The sequence below is a fragment of the Kitasatospora sp. NPDC048298 genome (genome assembly GCF_043201465.1).
GTDB lineage: Bacteria > Actinomycetota > Actinomycetes > Streptomycetales > Streptomycetaceae > Kitasatospora.
In genome coordinates, this window is record NZ_JBICYZ010000007.1 from 195,734 (window position 1) to 218,299 (window position 22,566).

Annotated in this window: 22 protein-coding genes; 5 read left to right on the plus strand and 17 right to left on the minus strand. The window is 73.1% G+C overall.

The genetic code is table 11. The features are described from left to right. Nucleotides 1-65 precede the first annotated feature (65 nt). Nucleotides 66-746, plus strand: a complete 681-nt coding sequence (locus ACGF0D_RS09015) for a PhzF family phenazine biosynthesis protein (RefSeq protein WP_392867102.1) — start codon at nt 66-68, stop codon at nt 744-746. Here ACGF0D_RS09015 and ACGF0D_RS09020 read toward each other — a convergent pair. From ACGF0D_RS09020 to ACGF0D_RS09035, 4 genes are all read right to left on the minus strand, one after another. After that, nucleotides 716-1,339 (minus strand): VanZ family protein, encoded by a 624-nt coding sequence (locus ACGF0D_RS09020; protein WP_392867099.1) that lies wholly within the window; start codon nt 1,337-1,339, stop codon nt 716-718. The genes ACGF0D_RS09015 and ACGF0D_RS09020 overlap by 31 nt on opposite strands. A gap of 108 nt (nt 1,340-1,447) precedes the next feature. Further along, nucleotides 1,448-1,780 (minus strand): hypothetical protein, encoded by a 333-nt coding sequence (locus ACGF0D_RS09025; protein WP_392867096.1) that lies wholly within the window; start codon nt 1,778-1,780, stop codon nt 1,448-1,450. Next, complete coding sequence (locus ACGF0D_RS09030) at nt 1,777-3,321, minus strand: ATP-binding protein (protein WP_392914425.1); 1,545 nt, start codon at nt 3,319-3,321, stop codon at nt 1,777-1,779. The genes ACGF0D_RS09025 and ACGF0D_RS09030 overlap by 4 nt, the downstream gene beginning before the upstream one ends. 62 nt (nt 3,322-3,383) lie before the next feature. Continuing rightward, nucleotides 3,384-4,061 carry a response regulator transcription factor gene (locus tag ACGF0D_RS09035; RefSeq protein WP_030257458.1) on the minus strand — a complete coding sequence of 226 codons (678 nt, stop codon included), beginning with the start codon at nt 4,059-4,061 and terminating at the stop codon, nt 3,384-3,386. Between the two features lie 278 nt (nt 4,062-4,339). Here ACGF0D_RS09035 and ACGF0D_RS09040 point away from each other — a divergent pair, with 278 nt between their 5' ends. Next, nucleotides 4,340-5,314, plus strand: a complete 975-nt coding sequence (locus ACGF0D_RS09040) for a SigE family RNA polymerase sigma factor (RefSeq protein WP_392914426.1) — start codon at nt 4,340-4,342, stop codon at nt 5,312-5,314. Nucleotides 5,315-5,482: 168 nt separating this feature from the next. Here ACGF0D_RS09040 and ACGF0D_RS09045 read toward each other — a convergent pair whose 3' ends face one another. The 4 genes from ACGF0D_RS09045 to deoC all read right to left on the minus strand — a co-directional run bounded on the left by ACGF0D_RS09045 (nt 5,483) and on the right by deoC (nt 9,688). Beyond that, a complete protein-coding gene (locus ACGF0D_RS09045; protein WP_392867087.1) occupies nt 5,483-6,121 on the minus strand; it encodes an ATP-binding protein in 639 nt (212 codons plus the stop codon). Between the two features lie 198 nt (nt 6,122-6,319). Further along, the gene (locus ACGF0D_RS09050) at nt 6,320-7,222 is read right to left on the minus strand and encodes an aldehyde dehydrogenase family protein (protein ID WP_392867084.1); all 903 of its coding nucleotides are present in this window, start codon (nt 7,220-7,222) and stop codon (nt 6,320-6,322) included. Next, nucleotides 7,215-8,696, minus strand: a complete 1,482-nt coding sequence (locus ACGF0D_RS09055; protein WP_392914427.1) for an aldehyde dehydrogenase family protein — start codon at nt 8,694-8,696, stop codon at nt 7,215-7,217. Before ACGF0D_RS09055 ends, ACGF0D_RS09050 begins: the two co-directional genes overlap by 8 nt. A 5-nt stretch (nt 8,697-8,701) precedes the next feature. Further along, on the minus strand, nt 8,702-9,688 hold the full coding sequence (gene deoC / locus ACGF0D_RS09060; RefSeq protein WP_392914428.1) for a deoxyribose-phosphate aldolase: 987 nt from the start codon (nt 9,686-9,688) through the stop codon (nt 8,702-8,704). Between the two features lie 106 nt (nt 9,689-9,794). Here deoC and ACGF0D_RS09065 point away from each other — a divergent pair, with 106 nt between their 5' ends. Beyond that, the gene (locus ACGF0D_RS09065; protein ID WP_392867075.1) at nt 9,795-10,475 is read left to right on the plus strand and encodes a PH domain-containing protein; all 681 of its coding nucleotides are present in this window, start codon (nt 9,795-9,797) and stop codon (nt 10,473-10,475) included. A gap of 64 nt (nt 10,476-10,539) precedes the next feature. Here the strand turns inward: ACGF0D_RS09065 and ACGF0D_RS09070 are convergent, their stop codons facing one another. The 3 genes from ACGF0D_RS09070 to ACGF0D_RS09080 form a co-directional block, all read right to left on the minus strand. Next, a complete protein-coding gene (locus ACGF0D_RS09070) occupies nt 10,540-12,264 on the minus strand; it encodes a phospho-sugar mutase (protein ID WP_392914429.1) in 1,725 nt (574 codons plus the stop codon). Nucleotides 12,265-12,408: 144 nt separating this feature from the next. Then, nucleotides 12,409-13,230, minus strand: a complete 822-nt coding sequence (locus tag ACGF0D_RS09075; RefSeq protein WP_392867069.1) for a purine-nucleoside phosphorylase — start codon at nt 13,228-13,230, stop codon at nt 12,409-12,411. A gap of 166 nt (nt 13,231-13,396) precedes the next feature. After that, on the minus strand, nt 13,397-13,834 hold the full coding sequence (locus ACGF0D_RS09080; RefSeq protein ID WP_224284955.1) for a gamma-glutamylcyclotransferase: 438 nt from the start codon (nt 13,832-13,834) through the stop codon (nt 13,397-13,399). 99 nt (nt 13,835-13,933) lie between these two features. Here ACGF0D_RS09080 and ACGF0D_RS09085 point away from each other — a divergent pair, with 99 nt between their 5' ends. After that, nucleotides 13,934-15,388 carry an NAD(P)H-quinone dehydrogenase gene (locus tag ACGF0D_RS09085; RefSeq protein ID WP_392867066.1) on the plus strand — a complete coding sequence of 485 codons (1,455 nt, stop codon included), beginning with the start codon at nt 13,934-13,936 and terminating at the stop codon, nt 15,386-15,388. 237 nt (nt 15,389-15,625) lie between these two features. Further along, nucleotides 15,626-16,582, plus strand: coding sequence for a DeoR/GlpR family DNA-binding transcription regulator (locus ACGF0D_RS09090; RefSeq protein WP_392868737.1), 957 nt, complete (start codon nt 15,626-15,628; stop codon nt 16,580-16,582). A gap of 94 nt (nt 16,583-16,676) precedes the next feature. Here ACGF0D_RS09090 and ACGF0D_RS09095 read toward each other — a convergent pair whose 3' ends face one another. From ACGF0D_RS09095 to ACGF0D_RS09120, 6 genes are all read right to left on the minus strand, one after another. Continuing rightward, nucleotides 16,677-18,452: an acetyl/propionyl/methylcrotonyl-CoA carboxylase subunit alpha gene (locus ACGF0D_RS09095; protein WP_392867063.1), complete on the minus strand. Its 1,776-nt coding sequence runs from the start codon at nt 18,450-18,452 to the stop codon at nt 16,677-16,679. A 235-nt stretch (nt 18,453-18,687) separates the two neighbouring features. Then, nucleotides 18,688-19,422 (minus strand): hypothetical protein, encoded by a 735-nt coding sequence (locus ACGF0D_RS09100; protein ID WP_392867060.1) that lies wholly within the window; start codon nt 19,420-19,422, stop codon nt 18,688-18,690. 117 nt (nt 19,423-19,539) lie between these two features. Next, the gene (locus tag ACGF0D_RS09105) at nt 19,540-20,151 is read right to left on the minus strand and encodes a nucleoside triphosphate pyrophosphatase (RefSeq protein WP_392914430.1); all 612 of its coding nucleotides are present in this window, start codon (nt 20,149-20,151) and stop codon (nt 19,540-19,542) included. Nucleotides 20,152-20,198: 47 nt separating this feature from the next. Next, nucleotides 20,199-20,339, minus strand: a complete 141-nt coding sequence (gene mmpB / locus ACGF0D_RS09110) for a morphogenic membrane protein MmpB (RefSeq protein ID WP_392867055.1) — start codon at nt 20,337-20,339, stop codon at nt 20,199-20,201. A 126-nt stretch (nt 20,340-20,465) separates the two neighbouring features. Continuing rightward, on the minus strand, nt 20,466-20,687 hold the full coding sequence (locus tag ACGF0D_RS09115; RefSeq protein ID WP_392867052.1) for an acyl-CoA carboxylase subunit epsilon: 222 nt from the start codon (nt 20,685-20,687) through the stop codon (nt 20,466-20,468). 29 nt (nt 20,688-20,716) lie between these two features. Then, on the minus strand, nt 20,717-22,306 hold the full coding sequence (locus ACGF0D_RS09120; protein WP_392867050.1) for an acyl-CoA carboxylase subunit beta: 1,590 nt from the start codon (nt 22,304-22,306) through the stop codon (nt 20,717-20,719). Nucleotides 22,307-22,566: the final 260 nt, after the last annotated feature.

Sequence of the window (22,566 nt, forward strand, 5' to 3'; positions counted from 1 at the left end):
TCGCCTCCGCCTTTGCGTCACGGTGTCATTGCGCTGTGCCGGAACGGGAGTGGACGAGGTGGGAAATGACGGAGTTTGAGGTGCTGCGGGTCTTTTGCGGGCCGGACGGGAGCCACGGGAACGCGCTCGGAGTGGTGCGCGACGGCGCCGCCGTGCCGGAGCGCGCGGACCGGCAGCGGATCGCACACGAACTCGGCTTCAGCGAGACGGTGTTCGTCGACGACCCGGAGCGCGGGGAGATCGACATCTACGCCCCGTCGGTGCGGCTGCCGTTCGCCGGCCACCCGTGCGTGGGCGCCGCCTGGCTGCTCGGGGTGGACCGGCTGGTCACGGCGGCCGGCGAGGTGGCGGTGCGGCGCGAGGGCGGGCTGACCCGGATCGAGGCCCGCCCGGAGTGGGCCCCGCCGCGCACGCTGCGGCAGTACGGCTCGGCGGCCGAGGTGGAGGCCCTGGAGGTGCCGCCGCCGGGGGAGTGGGTCTACGCCTGGGCCTGGCAGGACGAGGCGGCCGGTACCGTGCGGGCCCGGGCCTTCCCCGGGCGGGGGGACGGGATCGACGAGGACGAGGCGACGGGTGCGGCCGCCCTGCTGCTGGCCGCGCGCCTCGGCCGGGCGCTGACCGTCACCCAGGGGCGGGGCTCGCAGTTGCTGGCCGGACCGCGTCCGGGCGGGCTGGTCGAGGTCGGCGGCCGGGTGGTCCGCACCCCGCGCCCGGCTCAGCCGACCGGCGGGGTCGGCTCCGCGTAGGCGCGTCGGCGGGCGGCGGGTGCGACGGCCGCGAGCGGGGCCACGGCCACGGCCGACGCGGCGGCCACCGGCGGCACGGAGAGCACCGTCAGCCGGGGCGCCCGCGGCCGCCGGTCCCGCAGCAGGTGCCGCAGGCCGGGGACGAGCGCGAGGTGGACGGCGGCCACGCCGGCCACGGCGAGCAGGATGTGGTCCACGTTGAGGACGTGCCCGGGCGCCCAGGAGGAGAGGAACTCCAGCGCGGTCGCCAGCAGCGCGGAGACGCCGGTGGTGCGCAGGAAGGACGGCAGCCAGGGGGCCCGGAGCCGGCCGCCGGCCAGCGGCAGCAGGACCCCGAGCGGGGCCAGCAGCAGGAGCTCGCCGACCACCTGCCAGCCGCTGGAGGAGCGGAGCGAGGCGAGCGGCGTCAGGTTGGCGTCGTACACCCAGGCCACCGGCAGCGGTCTCAGCACCAGCCAGAGGACCAGCGCCAGATGGCCGGTGAGACCCGCCAGTCCGGCCCACCGGAGGGGACGGTGGACGGCCGCCGCCGGGCTCTTCTCGTTCCCCGCGCCGGAACGCTCGTCGCGTGTCCTGGTGCCATCTCGCTGCACGGGGGGAAGGACGTGGTCCGACGCCACGTCGGTTCCACACCCGGCGTGAACATTCCCAAACACGCCCCCGAACCGCTCCACGCCCCTCTCCGCGCCCTTCCCGGCGGCCTACTTGCAGGGCGAGGCCGTCGGCACCGCGCCGAACACGTTGTCCGGCGGCGGGCTGCCCGGCGTCACCGGGGTGGGCGACGGGCTCGGGCTCGCGGACGCCTTGGCGCCGCGGGCCGGGGTCATGGTCGGGGCCGGTCCCGGCGGGGTGGCCAGCGCCGCCGGTATGTGCGGGGTGGTCGGGCAGGCCGTCCGGCTGGCGGGCGCGCCGGCGTCGACCGGTACGGCGGTCGGCCGGATGCCGCAGCCGGAGGCCAGGGCGATCAGCAGCAGCACGCCGGCGCCGCGGCGCAGGACGGTGCGGGGGGCAGCGGTGTCGGTGGGGGTGGTCACGTGGCGTCCTTGTCCTGGGCGGCGTCGCCGGCGGGGCCGCCCTCGGCCTCGTCCGCGGACGGCGGAGGCGGCGGGGCCGACGGCAGGGTCAGGGTGAACACCGCGCCGACCTCCCCGTTCGCCGCCGTGATCGTTCCCCCGTGTATCTGTGCGTTGGCCATCGCGATCGACAGCCCGAGGCCGCTGCCCTCCGAGCGCGCCCGCCCCCGGTCCGCCTTGTAGAAGCGGTCGAAGACGTGCGGCAGCACGTCCTCCGGGATGCCCGGGCCGCTGTCGGAGACCTCGACCACGACCGACTCCCCGTCCTGGCGGACCTTCACCCGCACCGGCGAGCCGCCGTGCTTCAGCGCGTTGCCGATCAGGTTGGCGAAGACCACGTCGAGCCGGCGCGGGTCGACCACGGCCAGGATGCCGCGCGGGGCGTCCACCTCGACCGCGTCGTACCAGGCCCGCCCGTCGATGCAGGACATGATCAGGTCGGCGATGTCCACCTCGTCGGCGACCAGCTTGGCGGTGCCGGCGTCGAAGCGGGTCACCTCCATCAGGTTTTCCACCAGGTCGGACAGCCGGCGGGTCTCGCTGACCACGAGTCGGACGGCCGGCTCGATCATCGGGTCCAGCGACTCGGCCTCGTCCTCCAGGATGTCCGTCACGGCGGTCATCGCGGTCAGCGGGGTGCGCAGCTCGTGCGACATGTCGGCGACGAACCGCCGGCTCTGCGCCTCGCGCGCGCTCAGCTCCTCGACCTGCTCGTGCAGCGACTCCGCGGCCCGGTTGAAGGTCCGCGCCAGGTCGGCGAGTTCGTCCGAGCCCTCGACCTCCAGCCGGGTGTCCAGGTGCCCCTGGCCGAGCCGCCGGGCGGCGTCCCCGAGCCGCTTGACCGGCCGCAGCACCGTCGCCGAGGCGGCCTGGGCGAGCAGCGCCGAGCCGATCAGCGCGAGCAGCGTTGCGATGGCCAGCGACCAGCCCAGGGTGTTGAGGTCGGCCCGCTCGTTCTCCAGCGACTTGAACATGTACGCCGTCGGGCCGTTCGGCACCACCTTGGTGCCGCCGATCACGAACGGCCGGCCGTCCAGGTTCTGCCGCTGCCAGTACAGGTGGTACGGGTACGGGTTGTTCTCGGTGATCTCGCGCGGCTTGGCGACGGTGGACTGCAGCGCGGCCGGGACGTCCGCCAGCGTGAAGTTCGCCGGGTCGGAGGAGGCCGGGCACTCCGGGTGCGCCGGGTCGACGACCACCACGTCGTACGTCAGCCCCGAGCTGGCCACGTTGGACGCCAGCGTCGCCAGCTCCGGGCAGCTCGCGTTCAGCGGCAGCTCGGAGACGTTGCGGGTGAGCGAGACCCTGAAGTCGTTCAGCGCGGTGTCCTGGGCGCGCTTGAGCACCGCGTCGCGGTTCAGCCAGTACGCGATGCCGGAGGCCGAGACGGCGGCGAGCAGCGCGACGGCCGCGAACACCGCGATCAGCCGCACCCGCAGGGAGCGCAGCCGACGCCACCGGCCCGTCGAGAACCGCCGGGCAGTCGTCTGATGGTCAGTCACAAGAGCCTGTCGTGGTACGGGAGTTCAGAGGTCGGGGAGGGGCGGGGCGAGGGCGCCCCCGGTCAGGCCGGCGGGTCCAGCCGGTAGCCCACCCCGCGGACGGTGCGGATCAGCGTCGGCGCGGACGGCACGTCCTCGACCTTGGCCCGCAGCCGCTGCACGCACGCGTCCACCAGGCGGGAGTCGCCGAGGTAGTCGTGCTCCCAGACCAGCCGCAGCAGCTGCTGGCGGGAGAGCGCCTGGCCGGGGCGGCGGCTGAGCTCCAGCAGCAGCCGCAGCTCGGTCGGGGTGAGCTGGAGGTCCTGCCCGTCCTTGGTGACGGTCATCGCCGCGCGGTCGATCACCACGCTGCCGTAGGCCGAGGAGTCCGAGCTCTCCCGCTCGCCGCGCCGCAGCACGGCCCGGATCCGCGCGTCCAGCACGCGGGGCTGCACCGGCTTCACCACGTAGTCGTCCGCGCCGGACTCCAGGCCCACCACCACGTCGATGTCGTCCGAGCGGGCGGTCAGCAGGATGATCGGCAGCTGGTCGGTGCGGCGGATCCGCCGGCACACCTCGAAGCCGTCGATCCCGGGCAGCATCACGTCCAGCACGATCAGGTCGGGCCGCTGCTCCTTGAAGAGCCTCAGGCCGTCCTCGCCGGAGGCGGCGGTGGCCACGCGGTGGCCCTGGCGGGTGAGGGCGAGTTCGAGGCCGGTGCGGATGGCGTCGTCGTCCTCGATCAGTAGGAGGAAAGGCACGGCCCCATTTTGGCCCACCGGCAGCCCCGAATCACCCCCCGGAGGGCCTGCCGTCCCCTCGGGAACCGGAACGCGCGCCACCGGCGTCCGGTACGGAGGGAGGCGGACCGGGACATTCGGCCCGCTCCTGTGACACCCCTGTGACAGTCGGCGGACAGCGCCATCACAACCGGCGGGCAGGATTTTCCATGTCGCCGCAGGACAGCGGGCCGCAAGGCCGGCTGAAGGGCGGCTACCGGAACCGCTCGTACCGACCCAGGGGGCGCACGATGAACGCCATGCTTCAGACCCGGACCAACCCGGCTGTCCGCACCGCGCGTTCGTCAGCCACGTCCCACCGGACCCGGTACGAGGTCAGGACCGACGAGAACTCCGGTGCCGTGACCGTGCGGGGGTGCGCGCACAGCACCGGTGGAAACCCTGGCGCCCGTCGGGTGAGCGGCGGCGGCAGGACGGGGGAGCTGTACGGGATCGGCCGTCTGGGGAGTTCGGCCGACTCCTCCAACACCCTCACGCTGCGGGGCATCCTCCCCGTCCGCGTCGAGGGCAAGGACATCCCGGGAAACAACCGGGGTACCGGGGGGAACGGTCTGCGGACGGTCGGTTCGGGGGAGCCGACCGGTCGCGAGGCCGCCGGTGCGACGCTGCTGCGGTTGAACCCCGCCGCGGCCCGCACCACCGAGGCCGGGCAGGGAGGCGCGCAGGGGGAGCACCCGGCCGTCGCGGAGGACCACATCAAGGAGTTCACCGCGTACGTGCGCGAGCGCCGCGCCTCCCTGTACGCCACGGCGTACCACCTGACCGGTGACCGCTACGAGGCCGAGGACCTGCTGCAGAGCGCGCTCTTCAGCACCTACCGGGCCTGGGGCCGGATCACCGACAAGGCCGCGGTCGGCGGGTACCTTCGCCGCACCATGACCAACCTGCACATCTCCGCCTGGCGGCGCCGCAAGGTCAACGAGTACCCGACCGAGGAGCTGCCGGAGACGGCCGGCGACACCGACGCGATGGGCGGCACCGAGCTGCGCACCGTGCTCTGGCAGGCGCTGGCGAAGCTGCCGGAGAACCAGCGCACCATGCTGGTACTGCGGTACTACGAGGGCAAGACCGACCCGGAGATCGCCGACGTGCTGGGGATCAGCGTCGGCACGGTCAAGAGCAGCATCTGGCGCGCCCTGCGCCGGCTGCGCGAGGACGAGCACCTGAACAAGTCGGGCGACACCGTCCGGGCGTTCGGCGAGCTGGTCGCGTAACGAGGACTCCCGTCGGGGGACGGGAAGCGGACGGTCACGGTCCGGGGGCAGCAGCTCGGGGGAGCACGCCCGTGGGGGAGCCGAGGATCGTTCGGGGAAGGCGCGGGCCCGGTGCGGGGGAGACGCACCGGGCCCCGCGTCGTGTCCGGGGCCGGGTCGTACCGGGGGTCAGGCGGCGGAGAGCTCCGTCGTCCTGGCCGCGGCGCGGATCCGCCGTTCGGCCTCGGGGCCGGCGCACGCGTACGAGCCGAGGGCGACCTGCCGGCTGACGATGGACCGTTCGGCCCGCATCAGCCTCAGGCCCCGGCGCAGCAGCACCGGCAGCGACTTGCGGCCCTCCCGGACGTCCCGGCGCAGTCGGCGCCAGGCCGTGGTCAGCGCGCCGTTGCGCAGGCACAGGGCGTCGCCGAGCAGGCCCTGGTCGGCGCAGTCGGCGGTGATCTCGGCGGCGAATATGCCCTCCGCGATGAACGCGGCCGCCCCGCCCAGCTCCAGGCCGCGGGTGCCGGTGCGGCCGTTGTCCGGGATCGAGTACACCGGGACGTCCGCGCGGCCCCGCTCGTGCAGGGCGCGGATCGCGGCGAGCGCCTGGTCGCGGTGCCAGGCCAGCGGGGAGTCCCAGTCGACGGCGCCGTCCGGCAGCCGCGGCAGGGTCGGGTCGTCCCCGTCCTTGTAGAAGTCGTCGAGCTGGAGCACCGGCAGGCCGCTGCGCTCGGCGAGCGAGGACTTCCCCGACCCGGAGGGCCCGGAGAGCAGGATCACCCGGGCATGCCCGGTCGGTGCGGGGTTCATGGGGGAGTCACTCACGGGACACCAGTCTGACGCATCCCGGCCGGTTGCCGAAACCGGTCGGTCCGCAACTCCCGCGGCGGGAACCGCCGGAACGCCGACGGACCCGCGCCAGGGGGGGAGAGGCGCGGGTCCGTCCTGTGACCGTCCGGGCCCTGGGGGGGTGAGGGCACTGGGGACGGCCAGTCTGTGGAGTTGTTACTCGGAGCGGGGAGGTCAGATCCCCATCGGGTGCCAGACCGTCTTCGTCTCCAGGAACGAGAGTAGCCGGTCGGTACCGGGTGCATTGGTCCAGTCCTGGGCGAACGGGTCCAGTACCGGACGGACCACCCGCTTCAGGGTATCCGCGGCGGCGGCTTCCAGCGCCTGCGCCGCGCCGGGACCGTCGACGGCGATGGCTCCGGTGAGGTCCACCGCGTTGACGTCCTGGTGCGAGGCCAGGGTGGGGGCGATGTCCGCGGTCCGGCCCGAGATGATGTTGACCACGCCGCCCGGGACGTCCGAGGTGGCCAGCACCTCGCCCAGCGACAGCGCGGGCAGCGGGGCGTCCGCGGCGGCCGCGACCACGACCGTGTTCCCGGTGGCGATCGCCGGGGCGATCACCGAGACCAGGCCGAGCAGCGAGTGCCCGTACCCGGCCTGCGGGGCGACGATCCCGACCACGCCGGTCGGCTCCGGGGTGGAGAGGTTGAAGTACGGCCCGGCGACCGGGTTGGCGCCGCCCGCGATCTGGGCGACCTTGTCGGTCCAGCCCGCGTACCAGACCCAGCGGTCGATCGCGGCGTCCACCAGCGCGGCGGCCTTCTTCGGGCCGATGCCCTCGGAGACGGACACCTCGGCGGCGAACTGCTCGCGCCGGCCCTGGAGCATCTCGGCCACCCGGTACAGCACCTGGCCGCGGTTGTACGCGGTGGTGCCGGACCAGCCCTTGACCGCCTTGCGGGCGGCCACGACGGCGTCGCGGGCGTCCTTGCGGGTGCCCAGCGGGACGTTGGCGAGCCACTCGCCCTTTGCGTCGGTCACCTCGTACACCCGCCCGCTCTCGGAGCGCGGGAACTTCCCGCCGACGTACAGCTTGTAGGTCTTGAGGACGTCAAGACGCGTTGCGACATCAGACATCGAGGTAGGCCTCCAGACCGTGGCGGCCACCCTCGCGGCCGTAGCCCGACTCCTTGTAGCCGCCGAACGGCGAGGTCGGGTCGAACTTGTTGAAGGTGTTGGCCCAGACCACGCCGGCCCGGAGCCGGTTCGCCATCCACAGGATGCGCGAGCCCTTCTCCGTCCAGATGCCGGCGGAGAGGCCGTACGGGGTGTTGTTGGCCTTCTCGACCGCCTCGGCGGGGGTGCGGAAGGTCAGCACCGACAGGACCGGGCCGAAGATCTCCTCCTGGGCGATCCGGTGGGCCTGGCTCACGCCGGTGAACAGGGTCGGCTTGAACCAGAAGCCGGTGCCCGGGAGTTCGCAGGCCGGCGACCAGCGCTCGGCGCCCTCGGCCTCGCCGGCCTCGGTCAGCGCGGTGATCCGGGCCAGCTGCTCGGCCGAGTTGATGGCGCCGATGTCGGTGTTCTTGTCCAGCGGGTCGCCGACCCGCAGGGTGGCCATCCGGCGCTTGAGGGCGTCCAGCAGCTCGTCCTGGACCGACTCCTGGACCAGCAGGCGCGAGCCCGCGCAGCAGACGTGGCCCTGGTTGAAGAAGATGCCGTTGACGATGCCCTCGACCGCCTGGTCGATCGGCGCGTCGTCGAAGACGATGTTCGCGGCCTTGCCGCCCAGCTCCAGCGAGAGCTTCTTGCGGGTGCCGGCCAGCTGCTTGGCGATGGCGCGGCCGACCGGGGTGGAGCCGGTGAACGCGACCTTGTTGACGTCCGGGTGGGAGGTCAGCGCGGCGCCGGTGCGGCCGTCACCGGTGACGATGTTGACGACGCCCTTCGGCAGACCGGCCTGGCGGCAGATCTCGGCGAAGCGCAGCGCGGTCAGCGGGGTGGTCTCGGCCGGCTTCAGCACGACCGTGTTGCCGGTCGCCAGCGCGGGCGCGATCTTCCACGCCAGCATCAGCAGCGGGAAGTTCCACGGGATGACCTGGCCGGCCACGCCCAGCGGCTTCGGGTTGGCGCCGAAGCCGGCGTAGTCCAGCTTGTCGGCCCAGCCCGCGTAGTAGAAGAAGTGCGCGGCGACCAGCGGCAGGTCGACGTCGCGGGTCTCGCGGATCGGCTTGCCGTTGTCGATCGACTCCAGCACGGCCAGCTCGCGGCTGCGCTCCTGGATGATCCGGGCGATCCGGAACAGGTACTTGGCGCGCTCGCTGCCGGGCAGCGCCGACCAGTCGGCGAAGGCCTTGCGGGCGGCGGCGACCGCGCGGTCCACGTCCTCCTCGGTGCCCTGGGCGAACTCGGCGAGCACCTGCTCGGTGGCCGGGTTGACCGTCTTCAGGGCCTCGTTGCCGGAGGAGTCGACGAACTCGCCGCCGATGAAGTGGCCGTAGGAGGTGGCGATGTCGCCGGCGGCGGCCGGGGACTCCGGGGCCGGGGCGTAGGCGAAGAGGCCGCCGGCGGGCTTGGCCACGGGCTCCTCGGTGTTCTTCTTCTTGGCCATGGTGATCAGTCCACCGTCACGTAGTCGGGGCCGGAGTAGCGGCCGGTGGCCAGCTTCTGGCGCTGCATCAGCAGGTCGTTGAGCAGGCTGGAGGCGCCGAAGCGGAACCAGTGCGGGGTCAGCCAGTCGTCCCCGAGGGTCTCGTTGACCATCACCAGGTACTTCATGGCGTCCTTGGTGGTGCGGATGCCGCCGGCGGGCTTGACGCCGACCTGGACGCCGGTGGCGGCGCGGAAGTCGCGGACCGCCTCCAGCATCAGCAGGGTGACCGGGGGGGTCGCGTTGACGGCGACCTTGCCGGTGGAGGTCTTGATGAAGTCGGCGCCGGCCAGCATCGCCAGCCAGGAGACCCGGCGGACGTTGTCGTAGGTCTGCAGCTCGCCGGTCTCGAAGATCACCTTGAGGTGGGCGGAGGTGCCGTCCGGGCGCTTGCACGCCTCCTTGACGGCCACGATCTCGTTGTAGACGTCGAGGTAGCGGCCGGAGAGGAAGGCGCCTCGGTCGATCACCATGTCGATCTCGTCGGCGCCCGCGGCCACCGCGTCGGCGGTGTCGGCCAGCTTGACCGGGAGGGCGGCGCGGCCCGCCGGGAAGGCGGTGGCCACCGAGGCGACCTGGATGTCGGTGCCCTTCAGGGCGGCCTTCGCGGTGGCGACCATGTCCGGGTAGACGCAGATGGCGGCGACGCGGGGGGTGGTCGGATCGGTCGGGTCGGGGGTCCTGCCCTTGGCGCACAGCGCGCGCACCTTGCCGACCGTGTCCGCGCCCTCCAGCGTGGTCAGGTCGATCATCGAGATCGCCAGGTCGATGGCGTACGCCTTCGCCGTGGTCTTGATCGAGCGGGTACCGAGAGCGGCGGCACGCGCCTCCAGGCCGACCTGGTCGACGCCGGGCAGGCCGTGCAGGAACCGGCGGAGCGAGGCCTCGGACGCCGCAACGTCCTGAAGGCCGCTGCCCGCAACGCCGAGGGCATTGGCTGCAACAGTGGACATAGTCACCAGACCAGCATATCTACGCGCGTAGTGGGCCGCCAGAGCGCCTGCCATTCGTGGCCGGACCGAGACCTCGGCGCGAGGGGCATGGGGCAGAATCGACGCCATGACCGATTCCGACGGCAAGCCCCACCAGGGCCCGGCCGCCCCCGACGGGGAGCCCGCGTACACGGACCGCGTGTACCGCTCTGTCCCCGGTGTGATCTCCGGAGTGCTGCTGCTGCTCGTCGCGGCCTGGCTGATCGGCGACGCGGTGGTGAGCGGGACGGGGAAGACCCCGTACGTCGCGCTCGCGGCGGTGCCGGTGTTCGCCTTCCCGGTGATCGCGTACACGCTGCGCCCGGTCGTGACGGCCGGCCGCGACAGGCTGGTCGTGCGCAACCCGTGGCGGACCGTCGTGGCGCCGTGGGCCTCGGTGGACGCGCTGCGCGCGGGGTACTCGGTCGAACTGCTCGCCGGCGGGAAGAAGTACCAGGTCTGGGCGGTGCCGGTGTCGCTGCGCCAGCGCAAGCGGGCCACCCGGGCGCAGCGCTCGGGTGCCGCCGAGCACGCCGCCAGGACCGGTCTGGGGCTGGGCATGGCCAAGCGGACCAACCCGGTCGTCCAGGGTTCGCCCGACCCCACCCGCGCCTGGTCCGACCAGGTCGCCGCCGTGCTCCAGGAGGCGGCCGAGCGCAACGCCGCCCGCCCCACGGCGGCCGGCCCGGTCGAGGTCCGCTGGTGCTGGTGGGTCATCGCCCCCACCCTGCTCGGCCTGGTCGCGCTGGTCACCGTCATCGCGGTCTGACACCGCGGCACGTACGCCAAGGGCCCGCCGGTCGTGACCGGCGGGCCCTTCGGGTACACGCCCCCTAGGCGGTGATGCCGGCGGCCTCGGCGAGGTCCCGCTTGACGGTGGCGAGGAGCTCGGCGGCGCGCTCGCGGGTGGCGGCGAGGTCGGCGGCCGAGGCGACCGGGAGGACCACCTCCAGGTAGCACTTGAGCTTGGGCTCGGTGCCGGAGGGGCGGACCACGATGCGGGCGGAGCGGACGCCCTCGCCGGCCAGGTAGTAGCGCAGGCCGTCGGTGGGCGGCAGCTCGGCGGAGCCGGCCGACAGGTCGTCGGCGCGGGTGACCTGCAGACCGGCCAGGACGGTCGGCGGCCGCTCGCGCAGGCGGCGCATGGCGTCGGCGATCAGCGAGAGGTCCTGGACCCGCACGGAGAGCTGGTCGGTGGCGTGCAGGCCGTGCTCCAGCGCCAGGTCGTCCAGCAGGTCGGACAGGGTGCGGCCGGACTTCTTGAGGGTGGCGGCGAGTTCGGCGACCAGCAGGGCGGCGGTGATGCCGTCCTTGTCCCGGACGCCCTGCGGGTCGACGCAGTAGCCGAGCGCCTCCTCGTAGCCGTAGCGCAGGCCCTCGGCGCGGGAGAGCCACTTGAAGCCGGTCAGCGTCTCGGCGTAGTCCAGGCCCGCGGCCTCGGCGATCCGGCCGAGCAGGGTGGCGGAGACGATGGTGGTGGCGAAGGTGCCCTCGGCCTTCTTCGCGACCAGGGCCGAGCCGAGCAGCGCGCCGACCTCGTCGCCGCGCAGCATCCGCCAGCCGGCCGCGCCCTGGCCGCCGCCGGCCGCGTTGCCGTTGGTGGGGACGGCCACCGCGCAGCGGTCGGCGTCCGGATCGTTGGCGATCACGATGTCGGGGCCGACGGCGGCGGCGGTGCGGAAGGCGAGGTCCATCGCCCCCGGCTCCTCCGGGTTGGGGAAGGCCACGGTCGGGAAGTCCGGGTCGGGCTCGGCCTGTTCGGCGACCACGGTGGGCGCGGGGAAGCCGGCCCGGCGGAAGGCGGCGACCAGGGTGTCGCGGCCGACGCCGTGCATCGGGGTGTAGACGACGTCCAGGTCGCGCGGGCTGTGCGGGTCCACGATGGAGACGGCCCGGGCCAGGTACGCCTCGACGACGTCCTCGCCGAGCACCTCCCAGCCCTCCTCGGCGCGCGGGACCTCGTCCAGCGAGCCGATCGCGTCGATCTCGGCGGCGATCCCGGCGTCGGCCGGCGGGACGATCTGCGAGCCGTCGCCCAGGTAGACCTTGTAGCCGTTGTCCTGCGGCGGGTTGTGGCTGGCGGTCACGGTGACGCCGGCGGCCGCGCCCAGGTGGCGGACGGCGAAGGCGAGCACCGGGGTCGGCAGCGGGCGCGGCAGCAGCGCGGCGCGCAGGCCGGCGCCGACCACCACGGCGGCGGTGTCGCGGGCGAAGTCGTACGACTTGTGGCGGGCGTCGTAGCCGATGACGACCAGGTCGCCCAGGCCCTGCTGCCTGACGTACGCGACCAGGCCGGCGGCTGCCCGGATCACCACGGCGCGGTTCATCCGCATCGGGCCGGCGCCGAGTTCACCGCGCAGGCCGGCGGTGCCGAACTGGAGGCGGTCGGAGAAGCGCTCGGCGATCTCCGCCCAGGCGAGCTTGCTGTCGGTCTCGGCCTCCGGGCCCTCGGCCCGGGCCAGCAGGGCGGTGAGCTCCTCGCGGGTCTGCGGGTCGGGGTCCTCGGCCAGCCAGGTCCGGGCCCGGGCGAGGAGGTCGGGGTTGAGTGCCTGCGTCATGCCAGCTCCATCGGGGTTTCAGCTGTGACCGGAGGGTTCCGTACGGAAGGGGGCGCACATGCGGACGGGGCCCACGGGAGGGCGTGATCAGCGGATCACGCCGCCCGTGGGCCCCGTCAGCCATGATTCTGCGCCTCGCGGGCGTCAGATCCGCTCAAGGACCTTCGCCAGCAGCTCGCCCATGCGCTCGGCGGAGGCCTTGCCGGCCTCCAGCACCTCGGCGTGGTTGAGCGGCTCGCCGGTCATGCCGGCGGCCAGGTTGGTGACCAGGGAGATGCCGAGCACCTCGGCGCCGGCCTCGCGGGCGGCGATGGCCTCCAGGGTGGTGGACATGCCGACCAGCTCGCCGCCGAGCACCCGGGCCATGTTGACCTCGGCCGGGGTCTCGTAGTGCGGGCCGCGGAACTGGACGTAGACGGCCTCGTCCAGCGACGGGTCGACCTCGCGGCACAGCGCGCGCAGGCGCTTGGAGTACAGGTCGGTGAGGTCGACGAAGTTGGCGCCGACGATCGGGGAGTCGGCGGTCAGGTTGATGTGGTCGCTGATCAGGACCGGCTGACCCGGGGTCCAGCCGTGGCGCAGGCCGCCGCAGCCGTTGGTCAGCACGATGATGCCGCAGCCGGCCGCGGCGGCGGTGCGCACGCCGTGGACGACGGTGGCCACGCCGTGGCCCTCGTAGTAGTGGTTGCGGCCGAGGAAGATCAGGGCGCGCTTGTCGCCGATCTTCACCGAGCGGATCGTGCCGGCGTGGCCGGCGACGGCGGGGGCGGGGAAGCCCGGGAGCTCGGTGACCGGGAACTCGGCCACGGTCTCGCCCAGGGCGTCGGCGGCCGGCACCCAGCCGGAGCCCATCACCAGGGCGACGTCGTGCCGCTCGGCACCGGTCAGCTCGCGCAGGCGCTCGGCGGCGGCCTGGGCGGCGGCGTAGGGGTCGGCGGAGACGACCGACTGAGGAGAAGCGTTCACGGGTCCGAGGATAGACGGGAATCGGCTACGCGCGTAGAAATTCGGCCGCGGCATGCCGGATCGTTACCCGGTTGGCCCGAAAACACAGCTCGGCGGTGGTTCCGGGCCTACCGGTCCTTCGGTTTCCCCACGGACGGTGTTACGCACCCTCCGTACCCGCACCCCTTCAGCAGGGGCGGCGGCGCAGGTCCATCACGTAGTCGTGCGGGGCGCCGGCGCTCTCCGCGGCATCGGCGATCAGGCCGAGGTAGCGGGCCGCGGGCAGGCCGCCCTCGTAGTCGTTGAGCACGTACGTCCAGACCGGGATGTCCCCGTCCAGGGTCTGCGCGCGCAGCTTGATCTTGCGGTAGATGCCGAGCTGGACGCCCTCCCAGCGGTCCAGGCCCTCCTCGTCCATCGGCGCGACGTCGTACAGCGAGACGAAGACCTGGTCCTTCTCGTCCTCGACGACGGTGGCCAGCGAGCCCTCCCAACCGAGCTGCTCGCCACCGAAGGTGAGCCGCCAGCCGGCTAGCCACCCCGTGCCGCGCAGCGGGGAGTGCGGGGCTCGGCGGGTCATCTGCCGGGCATCGAGGTTGGTGGCATACGCGGCGTAAAGGGGCATGGGGGCCAGCGTAGCCCGGGCGGCGGGCGGGCCGCGGCTACTGGACGAAGGTACGGAAGCCCGGACCCCGGCGTGGCGGCGGTCCCGGCGTGCGGGACAATGGGGAACGTGACTCGGATCGTGATCATCGGTGGCGGACCCGGCGGCTACGAGGCGGCCCTGGTCGCCGCACAGCTCGGCGCGGAGGTGACCGTCGTCGACACCGACGGTCTGGGCGGATCGGCGGTGCTCACGGACTGCGTTCCGTCGAAGACCCTGATCGCGACCGCGGAGGTGATGACCACCTTCGACAGCTCGTACGAGGAACTGGGCATCCTGGTCGCGGACGACACCCCGCCCGTCGAGCAGGCCGCCCGGGTGATCGGCGTGGACCTGGGCAAGGTCAACCGACGGGTGAAGCGGCTGGCCATCGCCCAGTCCCACGACATCACCCAGTCCGTCACCCGGGCCGGCGTCACCGTGCTGCGCGGCCGCGGCCGGCTCGGCGGCGGCGGGCAGGCCGTGGACGGCTCCCGCGAGGTGCTGGTGGACGCCCCCGACGGCACCGTGCAGTCGCTGCGCGCCGACGCGGTGCTGATCGCCACCGGCGCCCACCCGCGCGAGCTGCCGGACGCCCAGCCGGACGGCGAGCGGATCCTCACCTGGACCCAGGTGTACGACCTGGAGGAGCTGCCCCGCGAGCTGATCGTGGTCGGCTCCGGTGTGACCGGCGCCGAGTTCGCCGGCGCCTACCAGGCGCTCGGCTCCAAGGTGACCCTGGTGTCCAGCCGCGACCGGGTGCTGCCGGGCGAGGACCCGGACGCCGCCGAGGTGCTGGAGGACGTCTTCCGCCGCCGCGGCATGAACGTGATGGGCCGCTCGCGCGCCGAGAGCGTCAAGCGGATCGGCGACCGGGTCGAGGTCATGCTGGCCGACGGCAAGGTGATCGAGGGCACCCACTGCCTGATGGCGGTCGGCTCGATCCCCAACACCTCCGACATGGGTCTGGAGGAGGCCGGGGTCAAGCTCAACGACTGGGGCCAGATCCAGGTCGACCGGGTCTCCCGCACCACCGCCCCCGGCGTGTACGCGGCGGGCGACTGCACCGGCGTCTTCATGCTCGCCTCGGTGGCGGCCATGCAGGGCCGGATCGCGATGTACCACGCGCTCGGCGACGCGGTGCAGCCGCTGAACCTCAAGACCGTGGCCTCCAACGTCTTCACCGACCCGGAGATCGCCACCGTCGGCTACACGGCGGCCGACGTGGAGTGCGGCAAGATGGACGCCGTCGTGGTCAAGCTCCCGCTGCGCGGCAACCCGCGGGCGAAGATGCAGGGCATCCGCGACGGCTTCGTGAAGCTGTTCTGCCGCCCGGGCACCGGCATCGTGGTCGGCGGCGTCGTCGTCGCCCCGCGGGCCAGCGAGCTGATCCACCCGATCGCGCTCGCGGTGGACGCCAATCTGACGGTCGAACAGGTGGCCAGCGCCTTCACCGTCTACCCGTCCGTCTCCGGCTCGACCGCCGAGGCCGCCCGGCAACTGCACGTCCGCAAGCGGGCCGACGGCGAATCCTGAGCGTTCGGCGCACAGTTGAGGGCGGCTGCCGATCGGCGGCCGCCCTTCGCGTGGGCACGGCCGTCACCCGGACGGCGGGCGCAGTTCCGGGGGCGCCGACGGCGCGTATTGTACGGTCACGCGCCGCTCGTGCGTGAGCAATTCCCGCTACCAGCTGCAAACGCCTGAAAGCAGACGGTCACGCAGGTTACCGTCGGTTCTGTGTTTGCTGCAGAACGTCGCCAGTTGATCCTCGAAATGGTGCGCGCCAACGGAGCCGTCTCGCTCCGGGAGTTGGCCCGCGTCGTCCAGACCTCCGAAGTGACCGTGCGCCGTGACGTGCGGGCGCTGGAGGCAGAAGGGCTCCTCGACCGCCGGCACGGCGGCGCGGTGCTCCCCGGCGGCTTCAGCCGCGAACCCGGATACCCGCAGAAGACCCATCTGTCCGCGGCGGAGAAGAGCGCCATCGCGGACTTCGCCGCCGGCCTGGTGGAGGAGGGCGACGCCGTGGTGGTGGGCGCCGGCACCACCACCCAGGAGCTGGCCCGCCGACTGGCCCGCGTGCCCGGGCTGACGGTGGTCACCAACTCGCTGCTCGTCGCCCAGGCGCTGGCGCACGCCAACCGGGTCGAGGTGGTGATGACCGGAGGCACCCTGCGCGGCTCCAACTACGCGTTGGTGGGCAGCGGCGCGGAGCAGTCGCTGCAGGGGCTGAGGGTCACCAAGGCCTTCATCTCCGGCAGCGGGCTGACGGCCGAACGAGGGCTGTCGACGGCGAACATGCTGTCCGCGAGCGTGGACCGGGCAATGGTGCTGGCGGCCGCCGAGGTGATCGTCCTCGCCGACCACACCAAGCTCGGCGCGGCCGGCATGTTCCAGACCGTCGCCACCGAGACCATCACCCGGCTGGTCACCGACGAGCAGGCCACCGCGGACGACGGCACCGTCCGCGAACTGGACGCGCTCGCCGACTGCGGGGTGCAGGTCGACCTGGCCCCGCTGGGCGCGGGCCCGAGCGGCGACGCCCCGGTGCACGGCACCGGCAGCGGCCCGGTGCACCAGACCCAGCCGGGCCCGATGGCCCGCCGCGGCGGCCCGCCCCCCGGCGGCGCCCCGCTGCCCGGCCAGCGCCGCCCCGGCGCGCACGGCGGTCCGGCCGGCCCGGGCGGCATGCCGGCCCGGCTGGCCGAGATGGGCCTGCCGCGCGGGCGCTGAGCCCGTACGGTCCTCGCAGGACGGCCTCGGAAACGCGAACCGGTCCGCACACCCCCGAAGGGCGTACGGACCGGTCCGAGGGCCAGGGCTGGCGTCAGTCCTTGATCTCGCAGAGCGCGGCGCCGCTGCTGACGCTCGCGCCGACCTCGGCCTTGAGGCCGGAGACGGTGCCGGCCTTGTGGGCGTTCAGCGGCTGCTCCATCTTCATCGCCTCCAGGACCACGATCAGCTCGCCCTCGGCGACGACCTGGCCCTCCTCCACGGCGACCTTGACGATGGTGCCCTGCATCGGCGAGGCCAGGGTGTCACCGCTGACGGCCGAGCCGGCCTTCTTGGCACCGACCCGGCGCTTGGCCTTGGTGGCACCCGCCGCACCGGCGGCCGGGGCGGCCGCGACGCCGAGCGAGGACGGCAGGGAGACCTCGATGCGCTTGCCGCCGACCTCGACGACCACGGTCTCCCGGGTCTCGGCCTCCTCACCGTCACCGGCCGTGCCGGCGAAGGGCGGGATGGTGTTGTCGAACTCGGTCTCGATCCACCGGGTGAAGACCGAGAACGGCTCGTCGCTGCCGTGGACCTCGGGCGCGAACGCCGGGTCGGTGACGACGGCCTGGTGGAACGGGATGGCGGTGGCCATGCCCTCCACCTTGAACTCGCTCAGCGCGCGGCGGGCCCGCTCCAGGGCCTGCTTGCGGTCGCGGCCGGAGACGATCAGCTTGGCCAGCAGGGAGTCCCAGGCCGGGCCGATGACCGAACCCGACTCCACACCGGAGTCCAGGCGCACGCCCGGGCCGGACGGCGGGGCGAACAGCGTCACGGTGCCGGGGGCGGGCAGGAAGTTGCGGCCCGGGTCCTCGCCGTTGATGCGGAACTCGAAGGAGTGGCCGCGCACCTCGGGGTCGTCGTAGCCCAGCTCCTCGCCGTCGGCGATGCGGAACATCTCGCGGACCAGGTCGAGGCCGGTGACCTCCTCGGTGACCGGGTGCTCCACCTGCAGACGGGTGTTGACCTCCAGGAAGGAGATCGTGCCGTCGACGGCGACCAGGAACTCGCAGGTGCCGGCGCCCTGGTAGCCGGCCTCCTTGAGGATGGCCTTGGACGCGCGGTACAGCTCGGCGTTCTGCTCGGCGGTCAGGAACGGCGCGGGCGCCTCCTCGACCAGCTTCTGGTGGCGGCGCTGCAGCGAGCAGTCACGGGTGGAGACGACGACCACGTTGCCGTGCTTGTCGGCCAGGCACTGGGTCTCCACGTGCCGCGGGTTGTCGAGGTAGCGCTCGACGAAGCACTCGCCGCGGCCGAACGCGGCGACGGCCTCGCGCACCGCGGACTCGTACAGCTCGGGGATCTCCTCGAGCGTGCGGGCGACCTTGAGGCCGCGGCCGCCGCCGCCGAAGGCCGCCTTGATGGCGACCGGCAGGCCGTGCTCCTGCGCGAAGACGACGACCTCGTCGGCGCCCGAGACCGGGTCCGGCGTGCCGGCGACCAGCGGGGCGCCGGCGCGCTGGGCGACGTGCCGGGCGGTCACCTTGTCGCCGAGGTCGCGGATGGCCTGCGGCGGCGGGCCGATCCAGATCAGACCCGCGTCGATGACGGCCTGGGCGAAGTCGGCGTTCTCCGACAGGAACCCGTAGCCGGGGTGGACGGCGTCGGCGCCGGAGTCGGCGGCCGCCTTCAGGACCTTGGCGATGTCCAGGTAGCTGGTAGCGGGGGTGTCACCGCCCAGCGCGTAAGCCTCGTCGGCCGCGCGGACGTGCAGCGCATCCCGGTCCGGCTCGGCGTAGACGGCGACGCTGGCGATACCGGCGTCCGAGCAGGCCCTGGCGACGCGGACGGCGATTTCCCCGCGGTTGGCGATGAGCACCTTGCGCACTGTGGCTCCCTTCTTGAACCTCGTTGAGTTTATGGATTCCTGGGCAGTACCGGCGAGTAGCCCCAGGTTGTGAACTATCCCACACGCTCGGTGATGGCTACCGAGGCCCGGCGGGCGGCCCCGCGGACGACGCCGCAGGTCGGCGCCGGTCCGGCCGGAGCGGTGGGGGCCACGGCGGGTGACCGGGCGGCGGCGTGGCGGGAAGTGGCATGGGACACAGTCTCGCGCGGGCCGCTCAAGCGGCGCCGGAACGGGCGGCCGGCCGCCGCAGCGCCTCGGCCGTCACGTCCGCCGCCACCTCGACCATGTCCGGCCCGTACGCCTCCGGGTTGACCACCCGTAGGACGAGCGCGAAAGTGCCGTCCTGCCCGTACTTCCGGGCGAGTTCGCGGTGGTGGGCGACCAGGTAGCGCACCCCCGCCTGGTTGGCGGTGCCGGTCTGGCCGGAGACCAGGAACACCGGGCGGCCGCCGTCCGGGGTGGCGAGCCGGGCGAGCAGGGTGTGGGTCTGGTCGCGGTCGGCGGTGAAGTCCCGTTCGCCGACCACGATCACGTTGCTGCCCCGCTCGGGACCGGAGGTGATCAGCACACCGGGCAGACCCCAGGCCACGTGCGCGGCCATCCGCTCGTTGCTGACCGGACCGCCCAGACACAGCTCGGTCTTGGCGCCCAGACCGCGGTGCGCGGCGTCGTGGGCGACCAGTTCTGGCCGCGCCCCGCACTCCTCGACCAGCCCGGCCAGCCACATCAGCGCGTAGGCGTCGCGCCGGGTGACGGTGTGCTCGTGCGAGCCCGTCCCGATGCTGCGCGGCACCACGATCAGGCACTCGCTGCCGCCCGGCAGTCCGAAGAACTCCCGAACCCGCTCGGTCCTGCGGCGCCGCCGCAGCACCTGGGCCAGCCAGCCGAGGCCGGCGCTGATCGCGCTGGCCACCAGGCCGAGCACCACGTTGAGCACGCTGTCGGTCACCGCCGTCCTCCTTCCCCGTCCGAGACCTCGGCCAGCTTATGGAGGGAGGGATGCGGCTGTCGTCGGTCGGTTGACCCAGGTCTGCCGCGCGGTTTTTGTCGGATCCGGACCGTCCGGTCAGCTTCCGGTACGGGTCCAGAGGTCCGTGATGCGGACGTCGAGGTCGGCGAGCAGCCGGCGCAGCAGCGGCAGGGAGAGGCCGATGACGTTGCCCGGGTCGCCGTCGATGCCGTCGACGAACGGCGCCGAGCGACCGTCCAGGGTGAACGCCCCGGCCACGTGCAGCGGTTCGCCGGAGGCCACGTACGCGGCGATCTCGGCGTCGTTCGGGGTGCCGAAACGGACGGTGGTGGAGGCGGTGGCCGAGGACTGCCGGCCGGTCGCGGTGTCGATCACGCAGTGGCCGGTGCGCAGCACCCCGGCGCGTCCGCGCATCGACTGCCAGCGGGCCAGCGCCTCGGCGGCGTCGGCGGGCTTGCCGAGGGCCAGGCCGTCCAGCTCCAGGACGGAGTCGCAGCCGATCACCAGCTCGCCGTCGGCGAGCTCGGCGGCGACGGCCTTCGCCTTGGCCTCGGCCAGGACGAGCGCGAGCTCGGCGGGGGTGGCGGCGGTGATCGCGTCCTCGTCGACGCCGCTGACCACCACGCGCGGGTCGAGGCCCGCCTGGCGCAGCAGCCCGAGGCGGGCGGGGGAGGCGGAGGCGAGGACGAGGGCGCGCTGGTCGGTCATGCCCACCAGGGTAGGGGGTCCAACTATCCGCCGTTCGGGTGAACGGCTCAGCTGAACGGGCGGGAGAGCATCATCAGCACGGCGCCGACGAGCACCAGCGCGGCGAGCACCTTGCCGGCCCGTTGCATCCGCTCCTGCATCCGACGGGCCTCGGGCGAGGGCTCGTCACGGGGATCTGACCAGAGCACCCGTCCAGGGTGCGTCGCACAGGGGTGCGGGCGCCTGAGTATCCGTACTCAGGTTCCGGGCAAAGCGGGCGCCGGACAGCGCGCGGGGCGGGAAGCCGACCGGCTTCCCGCCCCGCGCGGCGGACGTCAGTGCGCCCAGCCCGAGGTCCGCCAGGCGTTCACGCCCGGGCGGACGGCGGGGCGCAGCAGGCGGGCGCGGTCGCTCCAGGGGGAGGCCGGGCCGACACCGGCCAGGCGCGCCGCCTCGGCGGCGGCCTGCGCGGCGGCGGCCCGGGCCTGGACCACCGCCAGGACGGTGGCCAGCTCCTCGGGGGTCGGCTGCCCGTGCAGTACGTGGATCGGGGACATGGCTGGTTCTCTCCCGACAGGGACGGGGCCTACAGGGGGATGTTGCCGTGCTTCTTCGGCGGCAGCACCTCGCGCTTGCCGCGCAGCGCCCGCAGGCCGCGGACGATGTGCCGGCGGGTCTCGCTCGGCGCGATCACCGCGTCCACGTAGCCGCGTTCGGCCGCCAGGTAGGGGTTCAGCAGAGTGTCCTCGTACGAGGCGATCAGCTCGGCCCGCTTCTCCTCGACGGTGCCGGCCGCCTCGGCCTCGGCGATCTCCCGGCGGTGCAGGATGTTGACCGCGCCCTGCGCGCCCATCACGGCGATCTGCGCGGTCGGCCAGGCCAGGTTGAGGTCGGCGCCCAGGTGCTTGGAGCCCATGACGTCGTACGCGCCGCCGAAGGCCTTGCGGGTGATCACGGTGATCAGCGGGACGGTGGCCTCGGCGTAGGCGTAGATCAGCTTGGCGCCGCGCCGGATGATGCCGTCCCACTCCTGCTCGGTGCCGGGCAGGAAGCCGGGCACGTCCACGAAGGTCAGCACGGGGACGTTGAAGGAGTCGCAGGTGCGGATGAAGCGGGCGGCCTTCTCGCTGGCGTTGATGTCCAGGCAACCGGCCAGGTCCATCGGCTGGCTGCCGACGATGCCGACGGACTGGCCCTCGACCCGGCCGAAGCCGGTGATGATGTTGCCCGCGTACAGCGGCTGGGTCTCCAGGAACTCGCCGTCGTCGACGATGTGCTCGATCACCTTGCGCATGTCGTACGGCTGGTTCGCCGAGTCCGGCACGATGGTGTCGAGTTCGAGGTCCTCCTCGGTGACCGTGAGGTCGGCCTGCTCGGGGTAGGACGGCGGGTCGCTGAGGTTGTTGGAGGGCAGGTACGAGAGCAGGCTCTTGACGTACTCGATCGCCTCCTTCTCGTCCGCGGCCAGGTAGTGGGCGTTGCCCGACTTGGTGTTGTGGGTGCGCGCGCCGCCCAGCTCCTCCATCGCGACGTCCTCGCCGGTGACGGTCTTGATCACGTCGGGGCCGGTGATGAACATGTGCGAGGTCCGGTCGGCCATCACCACGAAGTCGGTGATCGCGGGGGAGTACACCGCGCCGCCCGCGCAGGGGCCCATGATCAGCGAGATCTGCGGGATGACGCCGGAGGCGTGCACGTTGCGGCGGAAGATCTCGCCGTACAGGCCGAGCGAGACCACGCCCTCCTGGATCCGGGCGCCGCCGGAGTCGTTGATGCCGATGACCGGGCAGCCGGTCTTCAGCGCGAAGTCCATCACCTTGACGATCTTCTCGCCGAAGACCTCGCCGAGCGAGCCGCCGAAGACGGTGAAGTCCTGGGCGAACACGGCGACCTGGCGGCCGTCCACGGTGCCGTAGCCGGTCACCACGCCGTCGCCGTACGGCCGGTTCTTCTCCTGGCCGAAGTTGGTCGAGCGGTGCCGGGCGAACTCGTCGAACTCCACGAAGGAGTCCTCGTCCAGCAGTTCCACGACCCGCTCACGGGCGGTCAGCTTGCCCTTGGCGTGCTGCTTCTCCACGGCCTTCGCGGAGCCGGAGTGCACCGCCTCGTCCAGCCTGCGCCGCAGGTCTGCGAGCTTGCCGGCGGTGGTGTGGGGGTCGTACGGCGCCTCGGTCATCCGGTGGCTCTCCCTGATCCATGGCCGCGACCTGTTCGAGTGCGCGCGGGGCCGGGTGGTGGGCCCGCGCATGAGGGCAGGGCGGCGCTACGAACTACCGCTGGGTAGCGTAGCCAGCGCGGAGGGCGATACGTCATGTCCTGGCGTTATGGCCATCAACACAGTGTGTCCCCGCCCGTTCTGCGGGACGATGGGGCGGCCTGCGTCCCGTGCCCGATCAGGAGTTTCCCCATGACCGGCCGGGACGATGGGGCGGCCTG